Source organism: Streptomyces alfalfae, assembly GCF_004127445.1.
Taxonomy (GTDB): domain Bacteria; phylum Actinomycetota; class Actinomycetes; order Streptomycetales; family Streptomycetaceae; genus Streptomyces; species Streptomyces alfalfae.
Genome location: NZ_QEXM01000025.1, coordinates 124,835 through 142,975 on the forward strand (window position 1 = coordinate 124,835; position 18,141 = coordinate 142,975).

Consider the following 18,141-nt stretch of genomic DNA (forward strand, 5'->3'; position numbering starts at 1 on the left):
AAGGGCGACCGAGCAAGGAGGGCGAATTTGCCGTCCCTGGACACGAGGACCCCCGCGGTCCTGCTGCGGATCGACCGCAATCCTTTCCACCACGGGACGTTGGGCGCCGTACGTTCCCTGGGACGCGCGGGAGTGGAGGTCCATCTGGTGGCCGACGACCACGAAAGTCCCGTACGGCACTCGCGGCATCTGCACCGGATGCACCCGCCGCCCCCGCCCGGGGCGCCGCCCGCCGAGGTGGCGCGCGCCCTGCGGCGGGTCGCGCCGGACCTCTCCGGGCCCGCCGTGCTGATCCCCATGGACGACGCGGGCGCCCTCGCGGTCAGCGCGCTGCACGCGGAGCTGTGCGACGTCTATCTGCTGCCGCGCCCGGCGGGGAACACGGCCGAGCGCGTCGCGGACAAGGCCACCCTCGCCCAGGTGTGCGAACAGGCCGGTGTGGCGCACCCGCTCACCCTCGCCCCGGAGTCGGCCGCCGAGGCCGCCCGCGCCGTACGCCGCCTCGGGCTGCCCGCCGTGGCCAAGTGGAGCCGCCCCTGGCTTCTCCCCCAGGGGGCGGGCCTGCGCAGCACCACCGTGATCGGCTCCCCGCGGGAGGCCGCGGCCCTGTTCGAACGCCGCGACGAGGCCGGCAGCCCCCTGCTGCTCCAGGCGTTCGTGCCGGGAGCCGGAGACGCCGGAGGCGTTGACTGGTTCGTCCAGGGCTGCGCCGGGAGCGATGGCGTCGTACGCGGCGGCGGCACGGGCCGCAAGCACCGCTCCTGGCCGCGCTCGGCGGGGCTCACGGTCAACGGCGAGTGGACCGCGAACCCCGAACTGTGGTCCGCAGCCGCCCGGCTGGTCGCGGCCCTCGGCTACCGGGGGATCTTCGACCTGGACTTCCGCAGGGACGCCCGTACCGGCGACTTCCACCTCATCGACTTCAACCCGCGCCCCGGGGCCCAGTTCCGCCTCTTCGCCGACGGCGCCGGGACGGACGTGGTGCGCGCCCTGCACCTGGATCTCACCCACCGGCCGGCGCCCGCCCCGCGGCCCCTCGTCGGCCGCACCTTCCTGGTGGAGAACTACGCGCCGCTCAGCGCCCTGCGCGCCCTCCCCCTCCCGGGCCGGCGCGCCCCTTCGCCGCCGCGCGAACTGGCCTGGCACTGCGGCGACGACCCCGCCCCGGGGGCGGCCATGCGCCGGATGTGGTGCCGCCACGTGCTGCGGCGCCTCGTCCCGGGACCGCGCCGCGCGGCCCCGCCCCTCCCCGCGGCGCTTCCCGGCCCGGCCGCCCCCGCCGACCCCACGGACCTGTCCGGCACGACGAACAGAGAGCGAGCTGTCACCGATGCATGACGTGCATGACCTGCTGATTGTCGGAGCGGGCCCCTACGGCCTCTCGATCGCCGCGCACGCGGCCGAAGCCGGCCTCGACGTACGGATCTTCGGCAGGACCATGGCCTCGTGGCGGGAGCACATGCCGCGCGGCATGTTCCTCAAGTCCGAGCCCTGGGCCTGCGACCTCTCCGACCCGGCGGGGCGGTACGGCCTGGAGACGTACTGCGCCCGGCACGGCCTGCCCGCCGAGCACGGCCGCCCCCTGCCCGTCGAGCAGTTCGCCTCCTACGGCCTGTGGTTCGCCGAACGCGCGGCGCCGCCCGTCGACGAACGCCTCGTCACCTCCGTCGACACCACCGCCCACGGCTACGCGGTCCGCACCGAGGACGGCGAACTCCTGCACGCCAGGGCCGTGGCCCTCGCGGTCGGCGTGCTGCCCTTCGCCGAGATCCCCGACGTCCTGCGGGGCCTGGGCCCCGAGCACGCCTCGCACAGCAGCGACCACGCCGACCTCGGGCGCTTCCGCGGCAAAGACGTGACCGTGCTCGGCGCGGGCCAGGCGGCCCTGGAGACCGCGGCGCTCCTCGCCGAACAGGGCGCCCGGGTACGGGTCCTGGCCCGTGCGCCGCGCGTGGCCTGGAACGCGCCGCCACCGCCCCGGCAGCGGCCCTGGTGGGAGTCGCTGCGCGCGCCGCACACCGGCCTCGGCTGCGGGTGGCGCAACGTCTTCTACGCGCGCGCCCCTGGCCTGTTCCACCGCCTGCCGGAGGAGACCCGCACGCGGACCGCCGCCACCGCCCTCGGCCCGGCCGGCGCCTGGTGGGTCAGGGAGCGTGTCGCGGCCGGCGTCCGGCTGCGGGCGGGGGTCCGCGTGGAGGCCGCGGGGCGCGTGGGCCGCCGGGTGCGGCTGCGGACCCGCAACGGCGAGGGCGCCGCGGGTCTCGTCGTGACGGACCACGTCATCGCGGCCACCGGCTTCCGGGCGACGGCGGACAGGCTCGACGTCCTCGCCCCGGGCCTGCGCGCACGCCTGCTCCGCCTCGGGGACGGCTCGCCGTACGTCGGCGACCGCTTCGAGACGTCCTCCCCCGGCCTCTTCACGGCGGGCCTGACCACCGCGTCGAGCTTCGGCCCCGCCATGCGGTTCGTGTACGGGGCCTCGTTCACCGCGGCAACCCTGGTGCGGGGCGTCCGGCGCCACGTACGGCGCAGGCCGCTCGCCCTGCTGCCCGCGCAGAGCCGTGAGACGGCCCCGTACCGGGCCGAGGTGTCCGCGCGCTGATCGGATCGGGTGGCTCGCCGGGCGCGGCCGGGCGAGCCACGCGCGCGTGCCACGCCCCACCCCTAGTCTCTGGTCAGGTGACGCGGAGACGGCACCCGGCCCGGCTCCCGTGTTCGCGATGGTCCGCGGGGGCCGGGCCTCCAACGTGACGGAGCCCCGCTGCCCGGCCGGCAGCGGGGCTCACGCGGTTCCCGTGGGCGGTTCCCGGTGGCGCGGACGGAACTACTCGGCGGCGGAGGACACGGCGCGGCGCCGGTAGAGGACCGCTCCCCCGAGCAGCAGCGCGGCGCTCAGGGCCGAGACCCCGTAGAGCACCTCGTCCGCACCCGTCTCGGCCAGCTGCGCCCGCGTGTCGACCGGCTCGTCCTCGCGGGTCGTCTGCGGCGTGTGCTTCGGCGCCCACGGCGTGGGCGACGACACCTCGACGGGGCCGTCGGGCACGGTCTTGTGCCCGGTGCCGGGGCCGTGCGGCTCGGCCTCGTGCGGCTCGGGCTCGTGCGGCGACTCCCCCTCGTCCTCCCCGTACCCCTTGCCCGGCTCGGAGGCCGGGGCGTCGCAGCCGTTGCCGAAGACGGACGAGAGCAGGGAGACGATCCCCAGGTGGTTGCCGCAGGCCTGGATCGGGGCGTCGACCGGGGCCTTGGCGTTGTTGCCCGATGCGACGCCCGGCGAGCCGACCGCGTCGCCCTCGGCGATGACGGCACTGCTGTCCGAGGACCCCTCGTGGTGCGGGCGGGGCTCCTGGTGCGGACGCTGCGGAGCGTGCTGCTCGGGCTTCGCCTCGCGCTCCGCCTCGGGCTTCGCGTGGTGCTGCTGCTCCTCGTGGTGCCGCGGGGGCTTCCCCTCGCGCGAGGGCTTTCCGTGGTGCGGGCGGGACTCACGGTGGTCCGAGACGTTCTCGCACTCATTGCCGTAGGCGGGGTTGAGCCCCGCGATGACGTCGGCGGTGTTCCCGCAGACGTTCACCGGTACGTCCAGCGGCGCCTGGACGGCGTTGCCCGACACGACGCCGGGCGAGTCCTGGGCGTGTCCGTCCGCCTCGGAGTCGGCGAACGCGTGGGCGCCGGACAGGGACAGAATGCTCGTCACGGCCGCGGCGGAGAGCATGCCTTTGCTGAGGGCCTGTCGCAATCTATTGATCTTTCTCTGTGCGATGGAGGAGCCGGCCCCGAGCCGGATCGCTTCCGCGGCCGGCCGGGACACGGCGGGAACAGCTGGGCCGCGGACGTCAGTCATCCACGCGGGAGCTGACGGACGCCGGGTTCAGATCCACAGCCTTCCCCTTCTTACGGGCCACGCCGGTACGGCGGCAGGAGCCGGGCGAAAGAATCCCGTTCCCGCACCGCGACTGCCCAACGAGTGAAGAGGAAGAAGGAAACCGGAGCGTTGATACGGTCCACGGAAATTCACCCGAATGCGGCGCGGCGGCGGATCATACGGGTTTCCTATGAACGCGAACGGGCCGCCCGCTGGAGAGCGGACGGCCCGGTCGGGCATTTCGGTGCGGCAGACGAATGACCGAGTTATTGCTTCATCGAATCATCGTCCCGCCGTTCGGCGGACGGCACCGGGACATGCCTGGTGGCGCATGATGAAAGTCCCAGGAGGTGACGGGAGTTTTCACCACATGCATGCGTCGCTCCGGGTAGCCCCGGAGCGACACGAAACCGTTCTGGTTCGCCCGGCCGTGCACGGTGGCCGACGGGCGGCCAGGTCAGCGGTGGTGCGACTTCCGGGGGAGAATGACGGCCGCCTTGGAGCTGTCGTTGTCCTCGACGTGCACGATCTTGGTGTTCTCCTCCTCCTCCTCCTTCGAGTTCTTCGAGCAGTCCAGGTTGTTGTTGGCGGACGACAGGATCGGGATGTCGATGACCTCGACCACGTCGCAGCTGAGGACCTGGTTGTTGTTCTCGAACTTCGAGGTGTCGTCGTCTGCGGCCTGGGCGGCTCCGGCGCCGGCGCCGACAACGGCCATCGCAGCGGCGGTGATGATGAGGGCCTTGCTGAGCTTCACGATTTCTCCTATGAGGCGTGTGCTTTTGTTCGTCTTTCCGAACCTTGGCGGAAGCGGAAAGTCCCTACTACTGGGCTATCACACGTCTTCACCCAGTACTAACACCGGCGCCACCGGCGTACACCATTCAGTCATCAGAATGGCGGTCGGACCTCCGGCGTCACCAATCAGTCAACGAAGTGACTTCCCGGGAGGTTTTGCTCCATTCGGGGTCAGTGCTGGAGGCGCGTCTCACTCGACAGGCGCTCGTACGTACGGGAGTAGTCGTTCTTCGAGCAGTCGATATTATTGTTGGCCGAGGACGCGATCGGGATGTCCAGGACTTCGAGGGTCAGGCAGGACAGGATCTGCGTGTTGTTCTGGAACTTCGCCTCGTCGTCCGCGTGGGCGGTGCCCGCTCCTGCCATCAGGAGGGATGCGGCCGACAGGGTCAGAACGGCAGCTGCTTTGCGACGCAAGGTGGACCTCCACTGTTGGTGCATTCAGTCGAAACAGACGATTGATGCCGTGACCGGCTACGAATAGTCCGCCACAGATGTCAGCATCTGGAAAACGATGGAGAAGAACAGAAGCCACTCCGCCGGAAGGGTGGAGTTCACTCGGGAAGCCGTCGGACCGACACCGCTATTCGTCGCGGTTCCGGCTCCAGGGGTCACGCTCCACCAGCCGTCTCCACTCGGGATCGGGCCTGCCGGGAATGGTCCGCCCCTGGGCGTTCCAGCGCCTGCGCAGGGCGTCGTAGATGGGGTCGGTGCGGTTCTCCGCCGGCTGTCTGCTCGCCGGAATGCCGCCCAGCCGCTGCCATGGTGATGTGCGGTCAGCCATCGTGCCTCGTCGGGAGTGGGGGGGTCGGGTCTCCGTCTTCGTTCCTGCCGCGGCTAAGAACGAAACGGTGCCATTAGGGCAAAAGGGTTGCCGCCCGTGCCGGGTGCGCGGGCCGCCTCCCCCGCCGCCCCCTACTCCTCGCCGTTCCGCCCTGCCACCATGCGGAGTCCGGGCGCAGGGGGAGAGGCCCTCAGTGGGGCGGGGCGGGAGGACAGCATGGGCGAGGTGTTTCTGCGGCGGCTCAGCCGCTGGCAGGCCGAGCAGCAGCGCGAGGCGGTGGCCGATCTCCACGCGGAGGCCTACGGAACGCCGGCCGACGCCGGCGGCCTCGACCGGCAGGGCTTTCTGCGGCGCTTCGAACACGACGTCCAGCAGCCCGACTTCGACATGGTGGTCGCCGATGCCGGGGGCCTGGTCGGCTGCCTGTACGGCTACCGGGCGGCCCGCACCGGCGAGTGGTGGGAGGGTTTCCGCGGCATCCTGCCCGCCGGCATCCAGGAGCAGACCGCGTCGGGGCGTGTGTTCCTGCTCGGTGAGCTGATGGTGGGACCCGCCCGGCGCGGGTCGGGCATCGCGACACGGCTGCGGACGCTGCTGATGACCCGGCACACCGCCGATGTCGTCGTCACCGTCATCCGGCGCGGCGACGACCTGGGGCGGGAGGTGCTGCGGGCCTGGGACTGGACGAAGCTCGGCGAGTTCGACCCCGGCCGCGAGGGCTGGCTGCGCCCGCCGTCACCGCTGCCGTGACGCCTTCAGGGAGTACATGAGCGGGACGCGCGGCCGGTCCGCGGGGAACCGGTAGACGCCGTCCCGCCGTTCGAGTGTCCCGAAGCGCGCGAAGAGGGTCGTGTCGCGCTCGCGCAGGAAGTCGACGCGCAGACCGGCGGCGGCGAGCGCGGAGACCACGTCGCCGAGCGGGTGCTGCCACTCGACGCTGCGGTTGTGGACGGTCGGCGTGCCGTCGTCCGCGTATCCGCCGGGCCGCTCGTCCACCCAGGCGTCGCGCGCGAAGTAGTCGTGCTCCACGCGCGTGCCCGTGGCGTCGTCGAGGATGTCGGTGAGCGGATGGCACTCCGCGAGGTAGAGGAAGCCGCCGGGCGCGACCAGCGAGGCGGCCGTCTCGGCCCAGCGCCCGACGTCGGGCAGCCAGCCGAGCGCACCGACGCCGGTGTACACGATGTCGTACGAGGAGTCGGGCACCGCCTGCGCCGCGTCGTACACGTCGGCGGCGACGAACGCGGCCCGCTCCGCCGTGAACCCGAGCTCGGCGGCGAGCTCGCGGGCCGCCTCCACGGCCGGCTCGGAGAAGTCGAGACCGACGACGCGGGCCGCCCCGTGCCGCGCCCAGGACAGCGTGTCCAGGCCTATGTGGCACTGCAGGTGCAGCAGCGACTTCCCGCGGACGTCGCCGACCTCGGCGAGCTCGAAGTCGCGCAGGGTGTCCTCGCCCGCCCGGAAGGCGTCGAGGTCGTAGAAGTCGCCTGCCAGGTGGATGGGGACGCGCTCGTCCCAGCGCTTCCTGTTGGTGTCGCGCCAGTCGTGGGGCGGCGGGGAGTACATGCCGGAAAGTTATCCACAGGCTGGGGAACCTCGCCAGCGGATTGCGGGCGGCGCCAGGCAGTATGGGGGGCATGAGCGAGACGGGTGCCGAGAAGGCCACGGGGAAGCAAGCCATGCCGGACTGGGAGAAGCGGTTCAGGGCGCCGCGGGTGTCGCTGCCGGACTGGGCGGAGGACGCGCCGCGGCGCTCGCTGTTCGTGTCGAACGCGACGGGGACGTACGAGCTGTACGCGTGGGACAGGGAGACCGGCGCCCAGCGCCAGGTGACCGACCGGCCGAACGGCACGACGGACGGCGTGCTCTCGCCCGACGGCGAGTGGATCTGGTGGTTCGACGACAAGGACGGCGACGAGTTCGGCGTCTGGCGGCGCCAGCCCTTCGCCGGCGGCCCCGACGAGCCCGCTGTCCCCGGCCTCGACGCCTCGTACCCCGCGGGCCTCGCCCTCGGCAGGGACGGCGGGACCGTGGTCGTCGGCCGCTCCACGGACGAGGACGGGTCGACGATCCACGTCGTGCGCCCCGACGCGCCGGACGCGGGCCCGGCCGAGGTGTACCGCCACCGGGAGTCGGCGGGCGTGGGCGACCTCTCCCACGACGGCTCCCTGATCGCCGTCGAGCACACGGAGCACGGCGACGCGATGCACTCCGCGCTGCGCGTGATCAGGCTCGACGGCTCCACCGTCGCCGAGCTGGACGACACCGGGGGCGGCACGGTCGAGCTGGGCCTTGAGGTCCTCGGCTTCGCTCCGGTCGAGGGGGACACGCGGCTCCTCGTCGGGCACCAGCGGCGCGGCCGCTGGGAGCCGATGATCTGGGACATCGCCTCGGGTGAGGAGAGCGACCTCGTGCTCGGGCTGCCGGGCGACGTGAGCGCCGAGTGGTATCCCGACGGCTCCGCGCTGCTGATCGCGCACGGCTTCGAGGCACGCGGCGAGCTGTTCCGCTACGACCTCGCCTCGCGGGAGCTGACGCGCATCGACACGCCCCCGGGCTCGGTCTCGGGCGCCACGGCCCGGCCCGACGGCGCCGTGGAGTACATGTGGTCGTCGGCGGCCGAACCGCCGGTCGTGCGCTCGACCTCCGGCGACGTGGTCCTCGACCCGCCCGGCATGAAGGCCCCGGGGTCCGTGCCGGTGGAGGACGTGTGGGTGGAGGGGCCCGGCGGGCGCGTCCACGCCCTCGTCCAGCGGCCCGCGGGCGCCACGGGCCCCCTGCCGACCGTCTTCGAGGTGCACGGCGGGCCCACCTGGCACGACAGCGACTCCTTCGCGGCCGGCCCGGCGGCCTGGGTCGACCACGGGTACGCGGTGGTGCGGGTGAACTACCGCGGCTCGACGGGGTACGGCAGGGAGTGGACCGACGCCCTGAAGCACCGCGTGGGCCTCATCGAGCTGGAGGACATCGCGGCCGTCCGCGAGTGGGCCGTCACCTCCGGCCTCGCCGACCCGGACCGCCTGGTCCTCGCGGGCGGCTCCTGGGGCGGCTATCTCACGCTGCTCGGCCTCGGCACCCAGCCCGACGTCTGGGCCCTCGGCCTCGCCGCGGTCCCCGTCGCGGACTACGTGACGGCGTACCACGACGAGATGGAGGCTTTGAAGGCCATGGACCGCACGCTCCTCGGCGGCACCCCGGAAGAGGTCCCCGAGCGCTTCGCGGCCTCCTCACCGCTGACGTACGTGGACCAGGTCAAGGCCCCGGTGTACATCTCGGCGGGCGTCAACGACCCCCGCTGCCCGATCCGCCAGATCGACAACTACGTGGACCGGCTCGCCGCGCGGGGCGCGGTCCACGAGGTCTACCGGTACGACGCGGGCCACGGGTCGCTGGTCGTGGACGAGCGCATCAAGCAGGTCTCCCTGGAGCTGGACTTCGCCGCCCGTCACCTGCCGCCCGCGGCCGGCTGAGCGGTCCCCCGCGGGGGTGCGGGGAGCGACGGCCACCCCCACGGCCGAGGGCCCCGTGCGGCCCCGTACCGTGGGGGTGTGTACCGGTTTCTGCTGACGCCCCGCTGGTGGGGGATCAACGTCTTCGTCGTGCTGGCCATCCCCTTCTGCATCTTCATGGGCTCCTGGCAGCTCGGCCGCTTCGAGGACCGCGTACAGGACCACGAGTCCGCCGAGCGCCAAGCCGAGGCGCGGGAGAAGCCGGGCGCCGACGACCGGGCCCGCCCCCTCGACTCGCTGCTGCCCGTCGACAAGGACACCTCGGGCGAGCAGGCCACGGCCACCGGGCGGTACGGCGAGCAACTCCTCGTCCCCGACCGGGAGTTGAACGACAAGCGCGGGTTCTACGTGCTCACCCTGCTGCGCACGGACAGCGGGAAGTCGCTCCCCGTGGTCCGCGGCTGGCTCCCCGGCGACGCGAGCACCGCCAAGGCGCCCGCGGCCCCCAAGGGCGAGGTCACCGTGCGGGGCGCCCTCCAGGCTTCCGAGAGCCCCGGTTCCAACGGGGTCAGCGCCGCGGGCGGCCTGCCGCAGGGGCAGCTCGGCGCGATCAGCTCGGCCTCGCTCGTGAACCTCGTCCGCGACGACGTGTACGACGCGTGGGTCACCCTCGCCGACGCTGACCCCGGGATGAGGGCCGTGCCCGCGACCGCGCCGAACGACACCGGCCTGGACCTCAAGGCCTTCCAGAACCTGGGCTACACCGGCGAGTGGTTCGTCTTCGCGGGCTTCGTGCTCTTCATGTGGTTCCGGCTGTTCCGCCGCGAGGCGGAGGTCGCCCGCGACACCCGCCTCGGGCTCGCCGCCGAGGCCTAGGAAGCCCGGGAAGCCGAGAAGCCCGGGAAGCAGGGGCTCCGGGAGCCCGGGGCCCGGGGGCTCAGGACGCGGGGAGGATGCCGGTCCGGTAGACCGTGCCCGCGCACGCGTTGGCGACCGTCGTGCCCGCCGAGGGCGCGCCCGCCTCCGCGGTCAGGGAGACCACGACGCTGCCGTCCTTCACGCCGCCGTCCGAGCGGACCAGCTGGGGCTCCGTCCCCTCGGGCGTGCCGCTGTCCGGGCTGCCGGTGGCGCCGCCGCCGCCCTCGGAGGGCGTCGGGTCGGGCGTGGGCTCGCCGCCGCCCCCGTCGGTGGGGCACGAGTCCGAGGGCACCCAGGCGAACCGCACCTCGTACGCGGAGCCGGGCCGCAGCACGAGCGGGCTCGCCTCCGTGGACGGGTCGGGCAGCTCGCTCGCGGCGTCGCCGGCCGTGTGGTCGACGACGGTGACCCTGGCCGGGTCGGCCGCGCCCTGCGCCGTCACGGCGACCGCGCCCGCGGACTCGACCGTGCAGCTGCTGTCGGAGATGTTGGAGACCCGGAAGCTGCCGTACACCGGACTCTTGCCGTCGCCCGTGCCCGCGCCGCCGGTGGCGGCGAGCTGGGCGGCGGAGCAGGCGGGCGAGGTGGCGGCCTCGGAGGTGGCGGGGTCGGGCGAACCCGTGCCTCCGCCGCCCGAGCCGTCCTTGCCCTTGCCCTCCTTCTTGCCCTTCTTGTCCTTCTTGTCCTTGCTCTTGGACTTGTCGGGCCGCTTGCCCGGGTCCTTCGCGGCGCCTTCGGCGCCCTTGCTCTTGCCGGAGCCCCCCTGCGACTCCTGACTGCTGCCCGCGATGGCGGGGCGGTCGTCCGCCTCGCCCCGCGCGTTCGTGACGTGCACCAGCGCGGGGACGGCGGTGCCGATGAAGAGCGCGGCCGCCGCGAGGCCCACGACGGCCTGGCGCTTGCGGGCCCTGCGGGCCGGTACGGCCTGCCGCAGGTGGTCGAGGGAGCGCTCGCTCGGCTCGATCTCCTGGACTGCCTGCCGCATCATCCGCCGCAGGGCGAGCTCGTCGGCGCCGAAGTCCTCGTCCCGGGGCGCGGGGCCCGAACCGGCTCCCTGTGCGGCGATCAGCTTCTCCAGGGACCGGACCGGCCCGACGGGGCCGGTCTCCTGCTCGGGAGCGGCCTCCTCTGACCGAGCGTCCTCGGGGGCGGCCTCCTCGTCGGGCGCGGCCGGTGACCGCTCGGTCTCGGGCACGCCCCCGGAGGCGGTCCCGCCGGATGTCTCGTCGGGGCCGTGGTTCACGTTGCCGTTCCTGCCATGCCGCTCGGATCCGCCTTGCTCGTCCCGCTCGCACTCGCTCATGCCGGCGCCTCCATGGCGACCCTCAGCGCCGCGATGCCCCGCGAGCCGTACGCCTTCACCGAACCGAGCGATATGCCCAGGGTCTCGGCGACCTGCGCCTCGGTCATGTCGGCGAAGTAGCGCAGGACGAGGACCTCGCGCTGACGCCGCTGGAGGCCCCGCATCGCCTTGATCAGCTCGTCGCGCTCCAGCTGGTCGTACGCGCCCTCCTCGGCGCTCGCCATGTCCGGCATCGGCTTGGAGAGCAGCTTCAGCCCGAGGATGCGGCGCCGCAGCGCGGACCGCGAGAGGTTCACGACGGTCTGCCGCAGATAGGCGAGCGTCTTCTCGGGGTCCCGCACGCGCTTGCGTGCGGAGTGGACCCTGATGAACGCCTCCTGCACCACGTCCTCGCAGGACGCCGTGTCGTCCAGGAGCAGCGCGGCGAGGCCGAGCAGCGACCGGTAGTGGGCGCGGTAGGTCTCGGTGAGGTGGTCGACGGTGGTGCCCGCGGTCACGCGCAAGTCATCGCCCTCGCGCTGCGCCGGGATGCGGGCGGGCCGCGCTGCGGGCATGGGCGCGATCACCGGCATGCCGCCGGCCGCGCGGGCACGACGAGGGGGACGCAGCGCTGCCGCGCCTCTCGCCTGTACCGCTGTGAAGTCGAGTACCTCTGCCACGCTTGTTGGACACGCTTCCCCCAGTCAGGGTTGTACGCATCCGGCGTCGCGTTTGCGGCGAGTCGCGCGGGCATCGCTCGTGACGATGCATTGAATGCCCCCATGCGTACCAGCTCTTCCCCTATGCCCCATTTACCTGCGGCGTCCACGACACACCTCGAAGGCGATCGCTAAAGACGCCCCCCGCCCCGCTGCCGGTTGCAGTGATCGCACGCGAATCTTCGAACGCCGGGCCGATCCAGTTCAAGGCGCCGCGGCACCGAGTTGGACACAGAACTTACACAGATCCCACAAAGGTCCACGCGCTGGGGCACCCGCCCGGCCGGTCAGCCGGCCGGCCACCCGGTCAGGCCGTGAACTCCTTGGCCACCAGCTCCGCGATCTGGGCGGTGTTCAGGGCGGCGCCCTTGCGCAGGTTGTCCCCGCACACGAAGAGTTCGAGCGCCGTCGGGTCGTCCAGGGAGCGCCGCACTCGGCCGACCCAGGTCGGATCGGTCCCGACCACGTCGGCGGGCGTCGGGAACTCCCCCGCGGCCGGGTTGTCGAACAGGACGACGCCCGGCGCGGTGGCGAGGATCTCGCGCGCGCGGTCGACCGTGACCTCGTCCTCGAAACGGGCGTGGACGGTCAGGGAGTGCGTGGTGATCACGGGCACGCGGACACAGGTGGCGGCGACGCGGAGCCCGGGGAGCCCGAGGATCTTCCGCGACTCGTCCCGTACCTTCATCTCCTCCGACGACCAGCCGTCGTCCTTCAGGGACCCGGCCCACGGCACGACGTTCAGCGCCACCGGCTCGGGGAAAGGGCCCGTGTCGTCGCCGACGGCCCGGCGCACGTCCCCGGGGCTGGTGCCGAGCTCACTGCCCGCGACCAGCTGGATCTGCCGGCGCAGGGTGTCCACGCCGTCCCGCCCGGCCCCGCTCACGGCCTGGTACGAGGAGACGATCAGCTCGCGCAGGCCGAACTCGGCGTGCAGCGCGCCGACGGCCACGATCATCGAGAGCGTCGTGCAGTTGGGGTTGGCGACGATGCCGCGCGGCCGCACGCGCGCGGCGTGCGGGTTGACCTCGGGCACGACGAGCGGCACGTCCGGGTCCATCCGGAAGGCCGCGGAGTTGTCGACCACGACCACGCCCTTGGACGCGGCGACCGGAGCCCACTGGGCGGCCACCTCGTCGGGTACGTCGAACATGGCGACGTCGACCCCGTCGAAGACGTCCTCCGACAGGGCGTGGACCTCGACCTGCTCACCGCGCACGGCCAGCTTGCGGCCGGCCGAGCGCGGTGAGGCGACGAGGCGGATCTCGCCCCAGATGTCGGCGTGCTGCGACAGGATCTGGAGCATCACCGTGCCGACGGCCCCGGTCGCTCCGACGACCGCGAGCGTCGGCTTACGGCTCATCGGCCGGTGCCTCCATAGACCACGGCCTCGTCCGTGTCGGAGTCGAGTCCGAAGGCGGTGTGCACGGCGCGCACGGCTTCGTTCACGTCGTCGGCGCGGGTGACGACCGAGATGCGGATCTCGGAGGTCGAGATCAGCTCGATGTTCACGCCCGCGTCGCTGAGCGCCTCGAAGAAGGTCGCGGTGACGCCGGGGTTGGTCTTCATGCCGGCCCCGACGAGCGAGATCTTGGCGATCTGGTCGTCGTAGCGGAGAGAGTCGAAGCCGATGGCCGACCGCGTCTTCTCCAGGGCGTCGATGGCCTTGCGGCCCTCGGCCTTGGGCAGGGTGAAGGAGATGTCGGTCAGGCCCGTCGAGGCGGCCGACACGTTCTGCACGACCATGTCGATGTTGACCTCGGCGTCCGCGATGGCGCGGAAGATCGCGGCGGCCTCGCCCGGCTTGTCGGGCACGCCGACGACCGTGACCTTGGCCTCGGAGGTGTCGTGCGCGACACCGGAGATGATGGCCTGCTCCACCTTGGAATCCCCTTGCGATTCGTTGCTGACCCAGGTGCCCTGCAGTCCGCTGAAGGACGAGCGCACGTGGATCGGGATGTTGTAGCGGCGGGCGTACTCCACGCAGCGGTGGAGCAGCACCTTGGACCCGGAGCTCGCGAGCTCCAGCATGTCCTCGAACGAGATCCAGTCGATCTTCCGGGCCTTCTTCACCACACGCGGGTCGGCGGTGAAGACGCCGTCCACGTCCGTGTAGATCTCGCAGACCTCGGCGTCGAGTGCGGCGGCGAGGGCGACGGCCGTCGTGTCCGAACCACCGCGCCCGAGGGTGGTGATGTTCTTCCCCTCCTGGCTGACGCCCTGGAACCCGGCGACGATGGCGATGTTGCCCTCGTCGATCGAGGTCCTGATGCGCCCGGGGGTGACATCGATGATCCGCGCCTTGTTGTGGACGGAGTCGGTGATGACGCCGGCCTGGCTGCCCGTGAACGACTGGGCCTCGTGGCCCAGGTTTTTGATCGCCATGGCGAGCAGCGCCATGGAGATACGCTCCCCGGCGGTCAGCAGCATGTCGAATTCACGCCCGGCAGGGATCGGGGATACCTGCCCGGCAAGATCGATCAACTCATCCGTCGTGTCGCCCATCGCCGACACCACGACAACGACCTGATGGCCGTTCTTCTTGGCGTCGACGATCCTCTTGGCGACCCGCTTGATGCCCTCGGCATCGGCTACGGAGGAGCCTCCGTACTTCTGCACGACAAGGCCCACGTGCGCTCCTCGCTCAATCCGTTGTGCGGTCGGCTCAGTCTAACGAGCGGCCGAAATTCGCCTCGCCCATATCAGGAGGTGAGATGTCCCGCTCACGTCCTGATCAACCAGGCATACGTCCCGCTGGTCGGGTCGTACGTCCCGGCCGCTCGGCTGGGCTCATGCCCGCTTCGGGGCAGCGCACTCCGGAAAGTGGGGCGGGTCACAGCATCCGCCCCGGGGGCCCGGGGCACCCGGGGGGCGAGCTGTGCGCTACTTGACCGTACGCAGGCCCAGCGGCCCGGCGATCTCCTCCGCCATGACCCGGCCCGCGGCCTCTTCGAGGGTCTCCTCCGTGAGGTCCTCGTCCGTGTCCAGGCCGTCGAGGTCCTCCAGGGGCTGGTTCAGGCGGACGTGGGCCACCAGCGACTGGAGGGCCCGCAGGGCGCCCGAGGCCGTGGAGCCCCAGTTGGAGAAGTAGGAGAACTGCCACCACCACAGGGCCTCGGTGGTGCGGCCCGCGCGGTAGTGGGCCAGGCCGTGGGTGAGGTCGGCGACGACGTCCGCGAGGTCGTCCGAGATGCGGCAGGGCACCGGGGCCTTGCGGGGCTCGTACGGGTCGAAGACCTCGGAGTAGACGTCGATCGGGTCGAGCAGCGCGGCCAGGCGCTGGCGGAGGTCGTCGACGTCCTGCTCCGGGCCGAGATCCGGTTCGTACCGCTCCTCGGGGAGGATGTCCTCGTGCGCCCCGAGGCGGCCGCCGGCCAGGAGCAGCTGGGAGACCTCCAGGAGGAGGAAGGGGACCGCCGATTCCGGCTCGTCGCCCTTGGCGACCTCCCTGACCGAGACGATGAAGCTCTCGACCTGGTCGGAGATCTGCACCGCGAAGTCGTCGGGGCTGTCGGTCACTGTGTTCAGCGTGGCGTCAGACATCTAGGAGTCGTCTCCCCTCGAAAGCGCGGCCGAGGGTGACCTCGTCCGCGTATTCCAGATCTCCCCCGACAGGGAGGCCGCTGGCCAGGCGGGTGACCTTCAGGCCCATGGGCTTGATCATGCGCGCCAGATACGTCGCCGTCGCCTCGCCCTCCAGGTTCGGGTCCGTGGCGAGGATCAGCTCCGTGACCGTGCCGTCGGCCAGGCGCGCGAGGAGTTCCCGTATGCGCAGGTCGTCCGGGCCCACGCCCTCGATCGGGCTGATCGCGCCGCCCAGGACGTGGTACTTCCCCCGGAACTCGCGCGTACGCTCGATCGCCACCACGTCCTTCGGCTCCTCCACCACACAGATGACGGAGGGGTCGCGGCGCGGGTCGCGGCAGATGGCGCAGAGCTCTTCCTGCGCGACGTTCCCACAGGTCGCGCAGAAGCGGACCTTGTCCTTCACCTCAAGGAGGGCGTGCGCGAGCCGCCGGACGTCCGTGGGCTCCGCCTGAAGGATGTGGAAGGCGATCCGCTGCGCGCTCTTGGGACCGACGCCGGGCAGCCTGCCCAATTCGTCGATGAGGTCCTGGACCACGCCTTCGTACACGGAACGCCTCTCTGGGGGTGCTGCTGGGTCCTGCCTGATACGTACGGTAGTTGGCCGGGGGGATTCTTAGAAGGGAAGCCCCGGGATGCCGCCGCCGCCCAGGCCCTGCGCCAGCGGGCCCAGCTTCTCCTGCTGGAGCGCCTGCGCGTTCTCGTTGGCCGCCTGGACCGCCGCGACCACGAGGTCCGCCAGCGTCTCGGTGTCCTCCGGGTCGACCGCCTTGGGGTCGATCACCAGGCCGCGCAGCTCGCCGGAGCCGGTGACCGTCGCCTTGACGAGGCCGCCGCCCGCCTGGCCCTCGACCTCCGTGCGGCCGAGCTCCTCCTGCGCGGTCGCGAGGTCCTGCTGCATCTTCTGGGCCTGCTGGAGCAGCTGCTGCATGTTGGGCTGGCCACCACCGGGGATCACGATCGGCTCCTTGAGTTCTCGACGTTCGGTCAACGGGTCTCAGAGCGGGATTTTCCGCTGGGAACGAGCCTACGTGGTCGAAGGAGGCAACGCCCCAGCACTCTTTCGAGTGAGACGGAGCGTCTTCCTATACCTGACCAAGAGCCCCATCCGGGCGGAAAAGCCGGGAAAGCGTGCTGATGGCCACCCATTGGGCGGTAGTACTGATGCTCCGCGTCAGCCTGCGCCGCAGCACCGATCGTCACGCCGCGGCGAACAGGCAGGGATCTCGTAGAGGAGTGCCGGGTGAGCCAGCCGGAGATGCATCCCGAGGGGGTGCCCCCCGAAGGCCAGGGCGGGCAGGAGGCGGGCACGGGCGCCGGGGCCGGTGCCCGGCGCCTCGGGGATCTGACCGGCCGGGCGCTCCCCCTCGGCGACTGGGGCGAGCCCGCCGCGCGGCTCGACGAGCTGTACCGGTGGGTGGAGCGCGGCGCCCTCGACACCGCCGAGTGGTACCTCACCGACCGGGGGCGGAAGCGGCGCGGGGCCCGGCTGCTGCGGGGCGGGGCGGCGCTCGGCGCGGTGGGCGCGGGGGTGCTCCCGCTGCTCGACCTGGCCGGGGCGGTGACCGGGGTGGCCCCCTGGGGGTTCGTGGCGCTCCTCGGCGGGGCGGCCTGTGTGGGGTGCGACCGGTTCTTCGGGCTCACCTCCGGGTGGATGCGGGACGTCGCGACGGCGCAGGCCGTGCAGCGGCGCCTTCAGGCGCTGCAGTTCGACTGGGCGGCGGAGAGCGTGCGCGAGGTGCTCGGGCCCACGGAGGGGACCGCGGCCGAGGCCGCCGAGCGGTGTCTGCTAGTGCTGCGGAGGTTCTGCGAGGACGTGACCGAGCTGGTGCGCACGGAGACGTCCGACTGGATGGTGGAGTTCCGGGCGGGGCCCGTGCCGCTGGGCATGCAGGCCGTGATCCCCGGCCCGGCCCGGGAGGCCCCCGCCGCGCCGGGGCGCGTCCCGCTGCCGCCGGGGGCCCGGCCGAACATGCCCCGGCAGCGTCCGCCGGAGCCCAGGTAGGGCTCCGGCGCCGCGGCTCAGCTGTAGACGATCATCGAGCCCTGCGCCAGGCTCCGGGTCGTCGCCGCGTGCAGGCCCAGCCAGACGTGGCGCTCACGGGCGAAGGGGCTCTCGTCCAGCGGGGGCGGGGCCGCCGGTTCCTCCAGGGAGGTCGGGGCCGCGGGGGGCCTCGGGGCCGGCGGGGGGTTCGCGGGGTCGATGCCGATGGCCGGCGCCACGAACTCCAGCTCGCGCAGGAGTGCCTGGGAGGAGCCCAGCGGGCCGCCGCCCGCGAGCAGCTCGTCGTTGGAGAGCGGGGCGGGGAAGTCCACGGGGACGTACGCGCCCGCGTGGTCGTAATGCCAGACCAGGTGCGACTGCTGGGCCGTGGCGTCGAACATCTCCAGGAGCTGTTCGTAGTCGCCGCCCAGCTCGTCCACCGGCGTGACCTCCAGACCGCAGATCCGCAGCAGGTACGCGCGGCGCAGGAAGTGCAGCGCGTCGTAGTCGAACCCGGCGACCGGCGCCACGTCGCCGGAGAGGCCCGGCATGTACGAGAAGACGGGGACGGACGGGTGCCCGGCCCCGTTCAGCGCCTTGTCGTAGACGGCGAGCTCTTCCGCGAAGGGGTTGTCGGGGCTGTGGCACAACACGTCGACGAGCGGGACCAGCCACAGGTCGCAGGCCAAGTAGGTCTCCTCGGATCGAGAGTCGGGTCAGGGCGCGGTGCCTCGCGTGCGTGCGCAGGCGCGTGCGTGCGCAGGCG

General features: G+C 72.4%; 19 protein-coding genes. 6 read left to right on the forward strand and 13 right to left on the reverse strand.

The window, feature by feature from the left end:
* The first annotated feature begins 27 nt into the window (after window positions 1-27).
* Window positions 28-1,338: a carboxylate--amine ligase gene (locus tag DCW30_RS10065; protein WP_076685213.1), complete on the forward strand. Its 1,311-nt coding sequence runs from the start codon at window positions 28-30 to the stop codon at window positions 1,336-1,338.
* 1 nt (window position 1,339) lies between these two features.
* Complete coding sequence (locus DCW30_RS10070; RefSeq protein ID WP_076689048.1) at window positions 1,340-2,602, forward strand: NAD(P)-binding domain-containing protein; 1,263 nt, start codon at window positions 1,340-1,342, stop codon at window positions 2,600-2,602.
* 222 nt (window positions 2,603-2,824) lie between these two features.
* On the opposite strand, the gene DCW30_RS10075 is transcribed toward DCW30_RS10070, so the two are convergent.
* From DCW30_RS10075 to DCW30_RS10090, 4 genes are all read right to left on the reverse strand, one after another.
* Window positions 2,825-3,691, reverse strand: coding sequence for a chaplin (locus DCW30_RS10075; protein ID WP_237283398.1), 867 nt, complete (start codon window positions 3,689-3,691; stop codon window positions 2,825-2,827).
* A gap of 625 nt (window positions 3,692-4,316) precedes the next feature.
* Window positions 4,317-4,616: a hypothetical protein gene (locus DCW30_RS10080; RefSeq protein ID WP_062774685.1), complete on the reverse strand. Its 300-nt coding sequence runs from the start codon at window positions 4,614-4,616 to the stop codon at window positions 4,317-4,319.
* 212 nt (window positions 4,617-4,828) lie between these two features.
* Window positions 4,829-5,074 (reverse strand): hypothetical protein, encoded by a 246-nt coding sequence (locus DCW30_RS10085; protein WP_076685215.1) that lies wholly within the window; start codon window positions 5,072-5,074, stop codon window positions 4,829-4,831.
* A 166-nt stretch (window positions 5,075-5,240) separates the two neighbouring features.
* A complete protein-coding gene (locus tag DCW30_RS10090) occupies window positions 5,241-5,441 on the reverse strand; it encodes a hypothetical protein (RefSeq protein WP_103557449.1) in 201 nt (66 codons plus the stop codon).
* Window positions 5,442-5,657: 216 nt separating this feature from the next.
* On the opposite strand from DCW30_RS10090, the gene DCW30_RS10095 reads away from it, so the two are divergent.
* On the forward strand, window positions 5,658-6,191 hold the full coding sequence (locus DCW30_RS10095) for a hypothetical protein (RefSeq protein ID WP_062774680.1): 534 nt from the start codon (window positions 5,658-5,660) through the stop codon (window positions 6,189-6,191).
* On the opposite strand, the gene DCW30_RS10100 is transcribed toward DCW30_RS10095, so the two are convergent.
* Complete coding sequence (locus DCW30_RS10100; protein ID WP_076685216.1) at window positions 6,177-7,004, reverse strand: class I SAM-dependent methyltransferase; 828 nt, start codon at window positions 7,002-7,004, stop codon at window positions 6,177-6,179. The genes DCW30_RS10095 and DCW30_RS10100 overlap by 15 nt on opposite strands.
* Window positions 7,005-7,075: 71 nt before the next feature.
* Here DCW30_RS10100 and DCW30_RS10105 point away from each other — a divergent pair, with 71 nt between their 5' ends.
* Window positions 7,076-8,908, forward strand: coding sequence for a S9 family peptidase (locus DCW30_RS10105; protein WP_076689049.1), 1,833 nt, complete (start codon window positions 7,076-7,078; stop codon window positions 8,906-8,908).
* A 78-nt stretch (window positions 8,909-8,986) separates the two neighbouring features.
* The gene (locus DCW30_RS10110; RefSeq protein ID WP_076685217.1) at window positions 8,987-9,763 is read left to right on the forward strand and encodes an SURF1 family protein; all 777 of its coding nucleotides are present in this window, start codon (window positions 8,987-8,989) and stop codon (window positions 9,761-9,763) included.
* A 61-nt stretch (window positions 9,764-9,824) separates the two neighbouring features.
* On the opposite strand, the gene DCW30_RS10115 is transcribed toward DCW30_RS10110, so the two are convergent.
* From DCW30_RS10115 to DCW30_RS10145, 7 genes are all read right to left on the reverse strand, one after another.
* Window positions 9,825-11,108 (reverse strand): hypothetical protein, encoded by a 1,284-nt coding sequence (locus tag DCW30_RS10115; protein ID WP_237283399.1) that lies wholly within the window; start codon window positions 11,106-11,108, stop codon window positions 9,825-9,827.
* On the reverse strand, window positions 11,105-11,767 hold the full coding sequence (locus tag DCW30_RS10120) for a SigE family RNA polymerase sigma factor (protein ID WP_198503251.1): 663 nt from the start codon (window positions 11,765-11,767) through the stop codon (window positions 11,105-11,107). The genes DCW30_RS10115 and DCW30_RS10120 overlap by 4 nt, the downstream gene beginning before the upstream one ends.
* Window positions 11,768-12,113: 346 nt before the next feature.
* Window positions 12,114-13,169 carry an aspartate-semialdehyde dehydrogenase gene (locus DCW30_RS10125; RefSeq protein WP_076685218.1) on the reverse strand — a complete coding sequence of 352 codons (1,056 nt, stop codon included), beginning with the start codon at window positions 13,167-13,169 and terminating at the stop codon, window positions 12,114-12,116.
* Complete coding sequence (locus DCW30_RS10130; protein ID WP_076685219.1) at window positions 13,166-14,437, reverse strand: aspartate kinase; 1,272 nt, start codon at window positions 14,435-14,437, stop codon at window positions 13,166-13,168. Before DCW30_RS10130 ends, DCW30_RS10125 begins: the two co-directional genes overlap by 4 nt.
* A gap of 252 nt (window positions 14,438-14,689) precedes the next feature.
* On the reverse strand, window positions 14,690-15,349 hold the full coding sequence (locus tag DCW30_RS10135) for a DUF5063 domain-containing protein (protein WP_062774666.1): 660 nt from the start codon (window positions 15,347-15,349) through the stop codon (window positions 14,690-14,692).
* Window positions 15,342-15,941, reverse strand: a complete 600-nt coding sequence (gene recR, locus DCW30_RS10140; RefSeq protein ID WP_062774664.1) for a recombination mediator RecR — start codon at window positions 15,939-15,941, stop codon at window positions 15,342-15,344. The genes DCW30_RS10135 and recR overlap by 8 nt, the downstream gene beginning before the upstream one ends.
* Before the next feature lie 66 nt (window positions 15,942-16,007).
* On the reverse strand, window positions 16,008-16,349 hold the full coding sequence (locus tag DCW30_RS10145) for a YbaB/EbfC family nucleoid-associated protein (RefSeq protein ID WP_076685220.1): 342 nt from the start codon (window positions 16,347-16,349) through the stop codon (window positions 16,008-16,010).
* Window positions 16,350-16,634: 285 nt separating this feature from the next.
* Here DCW30_RS10145 and DCW30_RS10150 point away from each other — a divergent pair, with 285 nt between their 5' ends.
* Window positions 16,635-17,396, forward strand: a complete 762-nt coding sequence (locus DCW30_RS10150) for an SLATT domain-containing protein (RefSeq protein WP_076685221.1) — start codon at window positions 16,635-16,637, stop codon at window positions 17,394-17,396.
* 17 nt (window positions 17,397-17,413) lie between these two features.
* Here DCW30_RS10150 and DCW30_RS10155 read toward each other — a convergent pair whose 3' ends face one another.
* Window positions 17,414-18,064, reverse strand: a complete 651-nt coding sequence (locus DCW30_RS10155; protein WP_062774658.1) for a hypothetical protein — start codon at window positions 18,062-18,064, stop codon at window positions 17,414-17,416.
* Between the last annotated feature and the right edge of the window lie 77 nt (window positions 18,065-18,141).

Bases quoted from the DNA above. Each gene is read 5' to 3' on its own strand.
- DCW30_RS10105 (WP_076689049.1), top strand. From the start codon at position 7,076: ATGAGCGAGACGGGTGCCGAGAAGGCCACGGGGAAGCAAGCCATGCCG.
- DCW30_RS10115 (WP_237283399.1), bottom strand. From the start codon at position 11,108: ATGAGCGAGTGCGAGCGGGACGAGCAAGGCGGATCCGAGCGGCATGGC.
- DCW30_RS10125 (WP_076685218.1), bottom strand. From the start codon at position 13,169: ATGAGCCGTAAGCCGACGCTCGCGGTCGTCGGAGCGACCGGGGCCGTC.
- DCW30_RS10135 (WP_062774666.1), bottom strand. From the start codon at position 15,349: ATGTCTGACGCCACGCTGAACACAGTGACCGACAGCCCCGACGACTTC.
- DCW30_RS10100 (WP_076685216.1), bottom strand. From the start codon at position 7,004: ATGTACTCCCCGCCGCCCCACGACTGGCGCGACACCAACAGGAAGCGC.
- DCW30_RS10095 (WP_062774680.1), top strand. From the start codon at position 5,658: ATGGGCGAGGTGTTTCTGCGGCGGCTCAGCCGCTGGCAGGCCGAGCAG.
- DCW30_RS10090 (WP_103557449.1), bottom strand. From the start codon at position 5,441: ATGGCTGACCGCACATCACCATGGCAGCGGCTGGGCGGCATTCCGGCG.